The 12,750-nt window shown below is 62.1% G+C and carries 9 protein-coding genes; 5 read left to right on the forward strand and 4 right to left on the reverse strand.

The features are described from left to right. Nucleotides 1–14: 14 nt before the first annotated feature. The 3 genes from LNV06_RS07690 to LNV06_RS07700 form a co-directional block, all read right to left on the reverse strand. The gene (locus tag LNV06_RS07690) at nt 15–1,235 is read right to left on the reverse strand and encodes a hypothetical protein (protein ID WP_263537676.1); all 1,221 of its coding nucleotides are present in this window, start codon (nt 1,233–1,235) and stop codon (nt 15–17) included. Between the two features lie 38 nt (nt 1,236–1,273). Further along, nucleotides 1,274–2,056 (reverse strand): substrate-binding periplasmic protein, encoded by a 783-nt coding sequence (locus LNV06_RS07695; protein ID WP_263537677.1) that lies wholly within the window; start codon nt 2,054–2,056, stop codon nt 1,274–1,276. 71 nt (nt 2,057–2,127) lie between these two features. Beyond that, nucleotides 2,128–2,559: an HIT family protein gene (locus tag LNV06_RS07700; RefSeq protein WP_411970083.1), complete on the reverse strand. Its 432-nt coding sequence runs from the start codon at nt 2,557–2,559 to the stop codon at nt 2,128–2,130. A gap of 74 nt (nt 2,560–2,633) precedes the next feature. Here LNV06_RS07700 and LNV06_RS07705 point away from each other — a divergent pair, with 74 nt between their 5' ends. Beyond that, nucleotides 2,634–3,647: a Bug family tripartite tricarboxylate transporter substrate binding protein gene (locus tag LNV06_RS07705; protein ID WP_263537679.1), complete on the forward strand. Its 1,014-nt coding sequence runs from the start codon at nt 2,634–2,636 to the stop codon at nt 3,645–3,647. Nucleotides 3,648–3,720: 73 nt separating this feature from the next. On the opposite strand, the gene LNV06_RS07710 is transcribed toward LNV06_RS07705, so the two are convergent. Continuing rightward, on the reverse strand, nt 3,721–7,671 hold the full coding sequence (locus tag LNV06_RS07710; protein ID WP_411970085.1) for a DUF3683 domain-containing protein: 3,951 nt from the start codon (nt 7,669–7,671) through the stop codon (nt 3,721–3,723). 425 nt (nt 7,672–8,096) lie between these two features. Here LNV06_RS07710 and ugpB point away from each other — a divergent pair, with 425 nt between their 5' ends. The 4 genes from ugpB (at nt 8,097) to LNV06_RS07730 (ending at nt 12,743) form a co-directional block, all read left to right on the forward strand. Then, nucleotides 8,097–9,416 carry a sn-glycerol-3-phosphate ABC transporter substrate-binding protein UgpB gene (ugpB, locus tag LNV06_RS07715; RefSeq protein WP_263537681.1) on the forward strand — a complete coding sequence of 440 codons (1,320 nt, stop codon included), beginning with the start codon at nt 8,097–8,099 and terminating at the stop codon, nt 9,414–9,416. A 367-nt stretch (nt 9,417–9,783) separates the two neighbouring features. Next, the gene (gene ugpA, locus LNV06_RS07720) at nt 9,784–10,665 is read left to right on the forward strand and encodes a sn-glycerol-3-phosphate ABC transporter permease UgpA (RefSeq protein WP_263537682.1); all 882 of its coding nucleotides are present in this window, start codon (nt 9,784–9,786) and stop codon (nt 10,663–10,665) included. A 20-nt stretch (nt 10,666–10,685) separates the two neighbouring features. After that, nucleotides 10,686–11,537 carry a sn-glycerol-3-phosphate ABC transporter permease UgpE gene (ugpE, locus tag LNV06_RS07725; RefSeq protein ID WP_263537683.1) on the forward strand — a complete coding sequence of 284 codons (852 nt, stop codon included), beginning with the start codon at nt 10,686–10,688 and terminating at the stop codon, nt 11,535–11,537. A 123-nt stretch (nt 11,538–11,660) separates the two neighbouring features. Further along, on the forward strand, nt 11,661–12,743 hold the full coding sequence (locus LNV06_RS07730) for a sn-glycerol-3-phosphate import ATP-binding protein UgpC (protein ID WP_263537684.1): 1,083 nt from the start codon (nt 11,661–11,663) through the stop codon (nt 12,741–12,743). Nucleotides 12,744–12,750 lie beyond the last annotated feature (7 nt).

Raw genomic sequence — 12,750 nt, forward strand, 5'->3', positions numbered from 1 at the left:
GTACTGCGCTTCGCTCAAAGCGCCCAGCCCGAGTCGGCCGAATTGCCACCTCGGCTTTGGCGCCTTTGCTCGCGCAAGCTGCGGATCACCTCATCGAGCCGGGCGCGATCGGCCTCGGCCAAGGCCGCCACGATGCGTGCGCTGAGTTGCGGCAGATCGGCTTGCACCGCCTGTGCCGCCTGGTCGCGCCGTGTTTGCCTGGCGGCCATGCCCTGGGCCGCCATCTTGGCCAGATCCTCTTGCGACGAGGCCTTGTACAAGCGTTCCAGCGCTTGGTAGGTGGGCATGGCCACCACATCGCGCACACGGATTTCGCCCGGCTCAAACACCCGCACCAGCAGATCCAAGGCGGCAGGGGTGTCGCCCTGGGTTTCGGCCATCAGGGCCAACTCCAGCAAGACCGGCCGACGCACTGCATGCCAACCGGCCGACTCCGCCTTGCTCAAGGCGGCCAAGAAGGCCCCGCGCGCTAACTGCAAGCGCCCACAGCGCCGATGCCAACGGGCCAGATTGGCGCGCCACATATAAGTGATGTACTCGCCAGCCAGGGCTGGCACCAAGCTGTCGGCCTCATCCGCAAAACTGTCCACCTTGTGCAGAATCGCCAAGGCCATGGGCGCCTGCCCCGCCTCTTGGTACATATCGTGCAGGCTGCAACTCAGGTGCACCGCATTGGAGAAACGCCGCAGTCGCTCATGGACGGGGCTGTGCTGATCCATATAGCCTAGCGCCTCGAACATGAATCGTTCGGCCGAGGTTCCGTCGCCCATGAAGAAATACGTCGTTGCCGCGCGCTCCAAGGCTTGCGAGGCCAACAGTCGATCTTTCAACAAAAGGCTGTCTTGTATGGCCACTTGCGCCGCGCGCAAGGCCTGCTCCGGCATGCCGAATTGGGTGTGCGCAAAAGCCAGCTGACTCATCAACAAAGCGCGCTGGCTGGAAGGCTGATCCAAGGAAACCAGGTCCAGCATCTTGGTGCACTCACGCAAGACCTCGTCAAACCGGTCCCATTGAATGAGGCCGCTGATGCTCAACAGTCGGACGCGGAACTCCAGCTCGCGCAAACCCGCGTCATTGGGGAGCTCCAAGCTCTGAATGGCCGCCAGCAAGCGCTGAATGGCCTCAAAGCCCGCTTCCAGGCTGCCGGCCTGAATCAGCTCTTGCGCCGCAAGGCATTGGGACTCCAGGCCTGGCAGGGCCGCTGCCACTTTGGCATTTGCGCTCAATGCACCCATCGTCGACGTCCTTCTTGGATTTCTACCGCAACTATCCCTCAATCTTCAAAGTACTGCCGTCGAAGTTTTGCATACCGCCCATCGCGCTTGAGCGTGTCCAAAGCCGATTGCAGGCGCTGCCGGACCAGCGGATCGCCATTCGGGTGCAAGCCGTACCAGTAAGCCAAGCGCGTGTCCAACTCATGCACCTGGGTCAGCGACGCATAGGGCAGCTTGTGCTGGCGCAAATGCCAGGCGGCCGCCCAGTCGAGGATCACCAGATAGTCCATGCGACTGGCCAGCAATTTACGCAGATTGCTGGCGTCGTCTTGGGCCCATTCAATCTCTTCCTCGGACTTGAGTCCGAGCGCCAACAATTGCTTGCCCGAGGCCGATTCCCGCACCACGCCCAAGCGACTGCCTTGCAATTGATTCAAACCCGTGAAGGCCAGATCGCGGCGCTTGCTTAAGCGGTAAATGACGATGCGGCGTTCGCTGATCGGGCCCACCCATTGGTACTGGGCCTCACGCTCCGGCAATCGAGCCAAGGAGAAGAGCACCGAGTCGCGCATCTCTGCCGCGGCGCGCACCGCACGCACCCAGGGTTGCACTTCCACATCGAGTTTGACTTGAGCCTCGCGGGCCATCAGGCGCAAGAGATCGACGCTGAATCCGGCCGGCCCGGCCTCGCCCGAGTAATTCAGGGGCGGCAGGTTTTCGGTCAGGCCGCGCAGCACTGAAGCTGTGGCCGACGAAGCGCCGGCAACCGCTGCTTCAGCAGCAGGACCAGCCGGCAGCAGCGCACCCAAGAACAGGCCGTTCAATTCGCGCCGCGTCAGCATCCAAGAATCTCCACCAAGCCTGGGCCAAGAGTCAGTGTATGCCGGCAGTCTGACTTCAATATTTCAGGCCTTCAGGCCGCCTCAAATGCCGAACGAACTCGCGCATCCAGTTCTTCCAAACTGAGAGGCAGCCGCTCGCGCGCCGGGCTTTGCAGGCTGCGCAGGGGCGCACCCCAAATGGGGTTGGGGAAATGGCTGTCCCAATCGAAACGGGCAACCACATGCCAATGCAGATGCGGCACCACATTGCCCAGGGTGGCCAGATTGATCTTGGTGGGCTGCAAAGCCTCTCGCAACACGCGCTCGATGAGCGCCACCGCCTCCATGCAGGCCAGCCGATCGACCGCGCTGAGATCGCTGAACTCGGCCACATGCGATTGCCAAATCAGGCGATAAAAGGCGGGGAAATTCTCATCCTCGACCCGCACGATGCGCCACTTCGGCGTGTGCAAAATCTCCAGCCCGCCCGGCTCCTGGCACAAGGGACAGGAAGAACTAGACAAAGGTGAACTCATTTCAAGTCGAGGGCGTGGCTAAGATGCGCCGACTGTAACAAGCCCCCAAGAGAAAGCGCCGCATGAGTCAGCCCACGCCCAAGACCTTTGAGTCGTGCACACCAGGCCGGCGCTTTGCCCTGCTCGGCCTGGCCTTGAGCACGTGGAGCTTCGGCGGCTTCAGCCACGCCCAGACTGAGGCCTGGCCCAGCAAGCCGATCAAATGGGTGGTGGCCTATCCCGCTGGCGGCGGCTCCGACTTTCTGGCCCGCCAAATCGCCCCACAGTTGGGCAAGCAACTCGGCCAGACCCTCATCATCGACAACCGCCCCGGTGCTGCCGGCATCATCGGCAGCGACGCGGTGGCCAAGGCCCCGCCCGATGGCTACACCCTGCTCAGTGGCGACAACGGGGTGATGGTCTTCAATTCGGCGCTGTACAAAAAACTGCCCTATGCGCCCAGTGACTTTGCGCCGGTGGGCTTGATGGCGCGCTTTCCGCTGATCCTGACGGTCAACCCACAGTCTGGTTTCAGCGACGCCAAGCAATGGCTGCAAGCCGTCAAGGCCAATCCCGGCAAGTACAGCTATGCCTCGGCCGGCATCGGCAGCCCGCACCACCTGGCCATGGAGATGATCAAAGAGAAGACGCAGAGCTTCATCGTCCATGTGCCCTATCGCGGTACGGCCTTTGCCGTGCAAGACCTGATGAGCGGCGTCGTGCCCATGGCCATCTTGGACTGCGCCGCCGGCTTGCCGCAGATCCGCGCCGGCAAGCTGCGCGCCTTGGCCGTCTTGAGCACACAGCGTTTAAAGCAACTGCCCGAGGTACCCACTTTTGAAGAACTGGGGCTGAAGGGGCTTGAAGTCTCCGCATGGCAAGGGCTGTTCCTGCCCAAGAGCACACCCGAGGCCATCGTCAAGCGAATGAGCAGCGAGATGCAAAAAGCCCTGGCCCAGCCCGAGCTGAAAGCCAGGCTGGAAGACTTTGGTCTGGAAGTCAGCGCGAGCGACGGCCCCGCACTGGCCCGCTGGATTCAGCAGGAAACCCAGTCCTGGCACGCCCTGATCAAAAACCGAAATTTGTCAGCCGACTGAGGGCGCAAAAACGCCATATAGCGCCATATAGCGCCATACAGCGCCATACAACGCCTTCCGTGACTCGCCCGGCTTAGACCAGCACCCGCTCAATCCCGCCGTTATTGGCCTTGGCCACATACTCGGGCATCCAATCCTCGCCGAGGATCTTCTTGGCCATTTCCACCACGATGTAGTCGGCCTCGAGCAGACCGTTTTGCAGGTCGCCGCCGTAACGCGACAGGCCTTGCAAGCAGCTCGGGCAGCTGGTCAAGATCTTAAGATTCTCGGCCGCCGCGACCTTGCCGCTGTCGCGCAGCTGGGCTTCGGTCTTGCGCAGCTCTTCTTCCTTGCGGAAGCGGATCTGGGTGGAGATGTCCGGCCGGGTCACGCCCAAGGTGCCGCTCTCGCCACAGCAGCGCTTGCTCTCGACCACGTTGTCGCCCACCAAGGCCTTGACGGTCTTCATCGGCTCCTGCAGCTTCATCGGCGTATGGCAAGGGTCGTGGTAGAGATAGCTCTTGTCGGAACCAAGGGTGATGCCCTTTTCCAGCAGGTACTCGTGGATGTCGATGATGCGGCAGCCGGGGAAAATCTCCTCGAACTTATAGCCCTGTAACTGGTCATAGCAGGTGCCACAAGAAACCACCACGGTCTTGATGTCCAGGTAGTTCAGAGTATTGGCCACGCGGTGGAAGAGCACCCGGTTGTCGGTGATCATCTTCTCGGCCTTGTCGAACTGGCCCGAGCCGCGCTGCGGATAGCCGCAGCACAAATAACCCGGTGGCAGCACGGTCTGCACGCCGGCGTGCCAGAGCATGGCCTGCGTCGCCAGGCCCACCTGGCTGAACAGGCGCTCGGAGCCGCAGCCTGGGAAATAGAACACGGCCTCCGTCTCGGCCGTGGTGGCGGCAGGATTCCGGATGATGGGCACGTAGTCCTTGTCCTCGATGTCCAAGAGCGCGCGCGCCGTCTTTTTGGGCAGTCCGCCGGGCAGCTTCTTGTTGATGAAGTGGATGACCTGTTCCTTGATCGGCGCCGGGCCCAGAGTGGCGCGCGGGGCCTCGGTCTGCTTCTTGGCAAAGGTCTTCAGCACATCATGCGCCAGGCGTTGGGCCTTGAAGCCCACGCCCACCATGGCCGCCCGCGCCATCTTGATGGTCTCTGGGTTGGTGGCGTTCAACATGAACATGGCCGCGGCATTGCCGGGGCGGAAGCTCTTCTGGCCCATCTTGCGCAAGAGGTTGCGCATATTCATGGTCACATCGCCAAAGTCGATCTTGACCGGGCAGGGATTCGCGCATTTGTGGCAGACCGTGCAGTGGTCGGCCACATCCTCAAACTCTTCCCAATGCTTGATCGAGATGCCGCGGCGGGTCTGCTCTTCGTACAAGAAGGCCTCGACCAGCAATGAAGTGGCCAAGATCTTGTTGCGCGGTGAATAGAGCAAGTTGGCGCGCGGCACATGGGTGGCGCAAACCGGCTTGCACTTGCCGCAGCGCAGGCAGTCCTTGATGCTGTCGCTGATGGCGCCGATATCGCTTTGCTGCATGATCAGCGACTCATGCCCCATCAGCCCAAAGCTGGGCGTGTAGGCGTTGGTCAAGTCCGCAAAAGTGGTCATGGACTCCGGGCCACCCAAGCGCAAGAGCTTGCCCTTGTTGAAGCGCCCTTCTGGGTCCACCTTGGCCTTGTAGCCAGCAAAAGGCGCCAGCTCTTCGTCGCTGAGGAACTCCAACTTGGTGATGCCGATGCCGTGCTCACCCGAGATCACACCGTCGAGGCTGCGCGCCAGCTTCATGATGCGGGCCACCGCCTCATGCGCCGTCTGCAGCATCTCGTAGTTGTCGGAGTTGACCGGAATGTTGGTGTGCACATTGCCATCGCCGGCATGCATATGCAGAGCCACCCAGACCCGGCCGCGCAGCTGCTCCTGATGGATGCGCTTGCACTCGTCCAGAATCGCCGCAAAAGCGCCACCGGTGAAGATGGCTTGCAGTGGCTTGAGGATTTGCGTCTTCCAAGAGGCGCGCAGGCTGTGGTCTTGCAACTGATCGAAGAAGCTGCGGCCGTCTGCTTGAGCCACATCCAGCTGATCCAGCCACAGTTGCCACTGGCCACCGACCTCGTCCAAGAGCACAAGCGCCTGCTGGACCCGGTCGCCCAAGAGCTCGGCGCTGGGGATATCGCCCGCGTCATCGCTCTTGCCCAGGGGCAAAGCGCCTTGGCTGAACAGCTTCTTGAGCGCCGCCACAAAGCCCAGCTTGTTGCGCAGGCTCAACTCGATATTGATGCGCTCGATGCCCAGGGTGTACTCACCCATGCGCGGCAGCGGGATCACCACATCCTCGTTCACCTTGAAGGCATTGGTGTGCTTGGAGATGGCAGCCGTACGCTTGCGATCCAGCCAGAACTTCTTGCGCGCATCGGCGCTGATGGCCACAAAACCCTCGCCATTGCGGCCATTGGCCAGGCGCACCACCTCGGAGGTGGCGCGCGCCACCGCATCGGCGTCTTCGCCGACGATATCGCCCACCAAGACCATCTTGGGCAAGCCGCCGCTGGAGGCGCCGGCCAGATTGGCGCGCTTGCTCTTGGTGGCGTAGCCCACCGCCTTCAAATAACGATCGTCCAGATGCTCCAAACCCGCCAGCACCGCGCCGCCGGGGCGCTTGGCTTCGGCGAACATGAAGTCCTTGATGTCGACAATGGCCGGCACGCAGTCCTTGGGGTTGCCGAAGAACTCCAGGCAGACGGTACGCACATGGGCGGGCATCTTGTGCACCACCCAGCGGGCGCTGGTGATCAGGCCGTCGCAGCCTTCTTTTTGGATGCCGGGTAGGCCGGCGAGGAATTTGTCGGTGACGTCCTTGCCCAGGCCTTCTTTGCGGAAGACGCGGCCGGGGATGTCGAGCCGCTCGGTGCGCTCCAGCTTCTTGCCCGAGGCGTCGAAGTAGCGCAGCTCAAAGCTGGCCGTCTCCACATCATGGATCTTGCCCATATTGTGGTTGAGGCGAACCACATCCAGCCATTTGGCATCCGGCGTGACCATGCGCCAAGAAGCGAGGTTATCGAGCGCCGTGCCCCAGAGCACCGCCTTTTTGCCGCCGGCATTCATCGCCACATTGCCGCCCACACAGGAGGCCTCGGCGCTGGTCGGGTCGACGGCGAAGACAAAGCCATGCTGCTCCGCCAGGTCCGCCACGCGCTGCGTCACCACCCCGGCTTCGCTGAAAATGGTGGCCACTTCACGGTCCATGCCGGGCAAAGTCAGCATCTCGACGCCGCGCAGCGCTTCGAGCTTCTCGGTATTGATGACCGCGCTGTTCCAAACCAGGGGCACGGCGCCGCCGGTATAGCCGGTGCCGCCGCCGCGCGGGATGATGGTCAGACCCAGCTCGATACAGCCCTTCACCAGCTGCGCCATTTCGGCCTCGGAGTCGGGGGTCAACACGACGAAGGGGTACTCGACCCGCCAGTCGGTGGCATCGGTCACATGCGAGACGCGCGCCAGGCCGTCGAACTTGATGTTGTCGCGCGCCGTGGTCTTGCCCAAGAGGCGTGTGGTGCGGCGGCGCAATTCGGCCACCGCATCAAACTGGGCCGCAAATTGATTGATGGCCTTGCGTGCGGCCGTCAGCAACTCGCCCACCGAGGCGTCGCGCTGCGGGTCGCTGGCCGGATCGCGGCGGCGCTCCACCTCGTGCAAGCGGTGCTCCAAGGCCTCGATCAATAGGTTGCGGCGCTTCGGGTTGTCCAGCAAATCGTCTTGCAAATAGGGGTTGCGCTGCACCACCCAGATATCGCCCAAGACTTCGTAGAGCATGCGGGCCGAACGGCCGGTGCGACGCTCTTGGCGCAGCTGATTCAACAGCTCCCAGGCATGGCTGCCGAGCAGGCGAATGACGATTTCGCGGTCGGAGAAGGAGGTGTAGTTGTAGGGAATCTCGCGCAGACGGGGCGCAGCGGGTGCGCCATCAGCGCCATGCTTGGCAAGAGGCAGATCTTGAGCGGGGACAGACATCAGCGGATGCGGTGCATTCATGGCGGCCGGGCGCGGACAAAGCGCCCATGGTTGGCTGCAACCCGGCCTCCTGGGAAGGCCTCGGTCGCAAGGCTGGAATTTTGCAACGGCGCTGGCGGGCTTTTGGCCCTGGGCATCGTGAGACAAACCTAATCGGATCAAAGCTCGGTCTTGGAGCTTTGTTTCAGCGGGGCTGCCCTTGGGTTGGACCGTCACCCGCCCAGCGGGGCATGAACCCAAGGCCGGGCTGCGATCCTACCGCAGCGCAGCATTTCCCAGCCTCAGCGCCAGCAATGTCCTTGCCAAATCGAGCACTTCGCGAGCAAGCAAGCAGCGCTTCGCTCGGTGCGAAGTGCGCGCAAGTCAGCGCGCCAAACTGTCACAATCCGCGCCGAACATCTTGCGTTTGTCTATCGCGCATCCCTATTACCGACGGAGCTTCAAGAATGAAATCCTACAAGCTTGCATCCTCCCTGGCCCTGCTGCTGGCCGGCGGACTGATCAGTGCCTCGGCTCAGGCCCAGGTAGAAGTGCAATGGTGGCACTCGATGAGCGGCGGCCTGGGCGACTGGGTCACCGATCTGGCCAAGGACTTCAATGCCAGCCAGAAAGACGTCAAGATCGTGCCCACCTTCAAGGGCAGCTACGACGAATCGATGACGGCCGCCATCGCCGCCTTCCGCGCCGGCAATGCACCGCACATCCTGCAAGTGTTTGAGGTCGGCACCGCCACCATGATGGCCAGCAAGGGCGCCATCGTGCCGGTGGGTGAAGTGATGAAGATGGGAGGCGCCAAGTTTGACGCTGGCGCCTATGTGCCCGCCGTGGCCGGCTACTACACCGCCCCCAACGGCCAGATGCTGAGCTTTCCCTTCAACAGCTCAACCACCGTCTTCCACTACAACAAAGACGCATTGAAGGCCGCCGGCATCGACCCGAACAAGCCGCCGTCGACCTGGCCCGAGGTCGCCCTGGCCGCCGCCAAGCTCAAAGCCAGCGGCCACAAATGCCCCTTCACCACTTCTTGGGTGAGCTGGACGCAGCTGGAGAGCTTCTCGGCCTGGCACAACGTCGAGTACGCCACCAAGAACAACGGCTTTGGCGGTCTGGACACACGTTTGGCCTTCAACACGCCACTGCATGTGCGCCATATCGAAAACCTGGCCAATATGAGCAAGCAAGGCTTGCTGGTCTACAAGGGCCGTGGCAATGCCGCCGACGCCACCTTTGTGTCAGGTGAATGCGCCATGATGACCGGCAGCTCCGGCATGTACGCCAATATCAAGAAGAACGCCAAGTTCAGCAGCGGCATCGCACCCCTGCCCTACTACCCTGACGTCTCCGGCGCCCCGCAAAACACCGTCATCGGCGGCGCCAGCCTGTGGGTGATGGCCGGCAAGAAGCCTGCCGAGTACAAGGGCGTGGCTGCCTTCTTCAACTACCTGGCCCAGGCCGAAGTGGCGTCTGAGAGCCACAAGCGCACCGGCTATCTGCCGGTCACCAAGGCCGCTTTTGAGCTGACCGACAAGAGCGGCTTCTACAAGGCCAACCCCGGCACCGATGTGGCGGTGACGCAGATGATCCGCAAGACCACCGACAAGTCACGCGGCATCCGCCTGGGCAACTTTGTGCAGATCCGCACCATCATCGACGAAGAGATGGAACAGGTCTGGGGCGGCAAGAAGAGCGCCAAGGAAGGCTTGGACGCCGCCATCCAACGCGGCAATGAACAGTTGGAGCGCTTCCAGAAAGCCAACAAAGGCTAAGGCAAGGTTGAACAAGTCCCCGTACGTCGCGTTTGCGAGAGATGGGGCCCGAAACTAGGCGCGGCGCGCAGGTCGGGCTGGTGGCCCGAACGCCAAGCGCCGCAACGACGGAGCGGGCGGCATCTCTCACAAACCCATTCGGGGCAGGACTTTGCGGGCCTTGGTCGGCGTTGCGAACCTTGCCCAGACACGAGTCTGGGCGGCGGTGCGCGCCTTGCCCAACATCCCGCAAAGACCCTGCCGCGGCGCACGGGGACTTATTCAGCCTTGCCCTCAGCCCGGCTGATCCACAATCAACCCGCCGTCTTGGTAAGCACCGAGCCGGCGGGTTCTTGTTTTCTCAGGCTCGCCCAGCACGAACACACCCATGGAAAAACGCGTTCAATTCAAGACCTCCTGGCTGCCCTGGCTGCTGCTAACCCCGCAGTTGCTGGTGATCACGGTGTTCTTTTTCTGGCCGGCTGGCCAGGCCATTCTGCAATCGCTGCAGCGCCAGGACGCCTTCGGCATGTCGACCGAATGGGTCGGGCTGGAGAACTTCCGCGAGCTCTTCAATGACGCCAGCTATCTGGCCTCCTTCAAGACCACGGCGGTGTTCTCGCTGCTGGTGGCCAGCATCGGCATTGCAGTGTCCCTGCTGCTGGCGGTGATGGCCGACCGGGTGGTCAAGGGCGCGGGCTTTTACAAAACGCTGCTGATCTGGCCCTATGCGGTGGCGCCGGCGATTGCCGGGGTGCTGTGGCTCTTTATGTTCGCGCCTTCCATCGGCGTGGTGTCCTATGCGCTCAATGCCATCGGCATCCCTTGGAACCATTTGCTCAACTCCAACCATGCGATGACCTTGGTCGTCATGGCCGCGGTGTGGAAGCAAATCTCCTACAACTTCTTGTTCTTCCTGGCGGGCTTGCAGTCGATTCCTAAGTCTCTGATCGAGGCGGCCGCCATCGACGGCGCTGGCCCCTGGCGGCGTTTTTGGACCATTGTGTTCCCGCTGCTCTCGCCCACCACTTTCTTCCTGCTGGTGATCAACGTCGTCTACGCCTTCTTTGACACCTTCGGCATCATCGACGCCGCCACCCACGGTGGCCCCGGCAAAGACACCGCCATCCTGGTCTACAAGGTCTATTACGACGGCTTCAAAGCCATGGACCTGGGCGGCTCGGCCGCGCAGTCGGTGGTCTTGATGTTCATCGTAATTGCGCTGACCGTGGTGCAGTTCCGTTATGTCGAGAAAAAAGTTCAGTACTGAAGAAGAGGCCGCTAAACACCATGATTGAACGCCGCCCCGCTCTGACGGTCTTGTCCCACCTGGTGCTGATGCTGGGGGTCTTGATCGTCGCCTTCCCGCTCTACATCACCTTTGTGGCCTCCACCCAAACGGCCGACGCCATCGTGCAGGCACCCATGCCGCTGCTGCCCGGCGGCCACATGATCGACAACTACAAGGCCGCGCTGTTCGGCGCCGAAACCGGCGCCGGCTCCAAGGCCCCGGTGGGCCAGATGATGATGGTCAGCCTGATCAGCGCGCTGACGATTGCCATCGGCAAGATCGCCATCTCGCTCTTGTCGGCCTTTGCCATCGTTTACTTCCGCATTCCCGGCAAGCCTTTTTTCTTCTGGGCCATCTTCGTCACGCTGATGCTGCCGGTGGAGGTGCGCATCGGCCCCACTTACCAGGTGGTGGCGGATCTGGGCCTCTTGAACAGCTACGCCGGCCTGACCGTGCCCTTGATCGCCTCGGCCACCGCCACCTTTTTGTTCCGCCAGTTCTTCATGACGGTGCCGGACGAATTGATCGAGGCCTCGCGCATGGACGGCGCCAGCCCGATGCGCTTTTTCAAAGACGTGCTGCTTCCGCTTTCCAGCACCAGCATCGCGGCGCTGTTCGTCATCCAGTTCATCTACGGCTGGAACCAATACCTGTGGCCGCTGTTGGTGACCACCGACGAGAGCATGTATCCGGTGGTGATCGGCATCAAACGCATGATCAGCGGCGGCGACGCGGCCAATGACTGGAACATCATCATGGCCACCGCCATGCTGGCCATGATCCCGCCCGCGCTGGTGGTGATCTTGATGCAGAAGTGGTTCGTCAAGGGCCTGGTCGATACTGAGAAATAAAGACAGTAGGACTGGCGTGCCAGACCGCCCGAGCGAAGCGAGTAGCTCTGGCTCCCACTGATTGAGCGGGTTCTTTGAGGTCGAGCATTCGCCTGAAGCCGCAAGCACTAAGAGAATCGAAATATGGCAAGCATTTCTTTGCGAAACGTCGTCAAACGCTACGGCCAGGGCCCCAAGGCCAACCCGGTCATTCACGGCGTCAATGCCGAGATCAAAGACGGTGAGTTCATCGTCATCGTCGGTCCCTCGGGCTGCGGCAAGTCCACGCTGCTGCGCATGGTGGCCGGCTTGGAAGAGATTTCCGGCGGCGAGATCGCCATTGGCGGACGTGTGGTCAACGAGGTCGAGCCAGCCGATCGCGACATTGCCATGGTCTTCCAGAACTATGCGCTCTACCCGCATATGACGGTGTTCGCCAATATGGCTTACGGCTTGAAGATCAAGAAGGTGCCCGAGGCCGAGATCAAGACGCGCGTCGACAAGGCCGCCAAGATTTTGGAACTGGGCGCCCTGCTGGAGCGCACGCCACGCCAGCTCTCCGGCGGCCAGCGCCAGCGCGTCGCCATGGGCCGCGCCATCGTGCGCAACCCGCAAGTGTTTTTGTTCGATGAGCCGCTCTCCAATCTGGACGCCAAGCTGCGCGCCCACACCCGTTTGGAGATTCAAAAGCTGCACCGCGAGCTGGGCGTGACCTCTTTGTTCGTCACCCACGATCAAGTCGAGGCCATGACCCTGGCCCAGCGCATGATCGTGATGAACGGCGGCCATATGGAACAGATCGGCACGCCCGAAGAAGTCTATGCCCGCCCCGCTACCACTTTTGTGGCCGGCTTCATAGGCTCGCCGCCGATGAATCTGCTGAAGGGCCAGGCCTCGGGCAATAGCTTCACCGTGGGCGGCATCAGCGTGCCGCTGCCGGCAGCGGCGCCGCGCGATGGCGAGTTGATTCTGGGCCTGCGCCCCGAGCACTTGGACCATTGGCACGAGCAGTCAGCCGGCGGCCCCGGCTGGCCCTTCACAGTGGAGATGATCGAAATGCTGGGCGCTGAGCGCCTGGTCTACGGTCGTCTGGGCAGCGAGATGTTCACCCTGCGCATCGACGGCACGCTCACCCCGCCGGCCATCGGCGCGACTTTGATGCTGGAGCTCAGCGACAAGCATCTGCACTGGTTCGACCCGCAGACCACCCGCCGGGTGGAGAAGTAAGAGGAAA

Origin of the sequence: Paucibacter sp. Y2R2-4 (genome assembly GCF_025717535.1) — a bacterium.
Lineage (GTDB): Bacteria > Pseudomonadota > Gammaproteobacteria > Burkholderiales > Burkholderiaceae_C > Paucibacter_A.

What these genes read in the sequence shown, in the direction of transcription:
- LNV06_RS07690 (WP_263537676.1), bottom strand. Translation starts at nt 1,235, where the DNA reads ATGGGTGCATTGAGCGCAAATGCCAAAGTGGCAGCGGCCCTGCCAGGC.
- LNV06_RS07695 (WP_263537677.1), bottom strand. Translation starts at nt 2,056, where the DNA reads ATGCTGACGCGGCGCGAATTGAACGGCCTGTTCTTGGGTGCGCTGCTG.
- LNV06_RS07705 (WP_263537679.1), top strand. Translation starts at nt 2,634, where the DNA reads ATGAGTCAGCCCACGCCCAAGACCTTTGAGTCGTGCACACCAGGCCGG.
- LNV06_RS07710 (WP_411970085.1), bottom strand. Translation starts at nt 7,671, where the DNA reads ATGAATGCACCGCATCCGCTGATGTCTGTCCCCGCTCAAGATCTGCCT.
- ugpB (WP_263537681.1), top strand. Translation starts at nt 8,097, where the DNA reads ATGAAATCCTACAAGCTTGCATCCTCCCTGGCCCTGCTGCTGGCCGGC.
- ugpA (WP_263537682.1), top strand. Translation starts at nt 9,784, where the DNA reads ATGGAAAAACGCGTTCAATTCAAGACCTCCTGGCTGCCCTGGCTGCTG.
- ugpE (WP_263537683.1), top strand. Translation starts at nt 10,686, where the DNA reads ATGATTGAACGCCGCCCCGCTCTGACGGTCTTGTCCCACCTGGTGCTG.
- LNV06_RS07730 (WP_263537684.1), top strand. Translation starts at nt 11,661, where the DNA reads ATGGCAAGCATTTCTTTGCGAAACGTCGTCAAACGCTACGGCCAGGGC.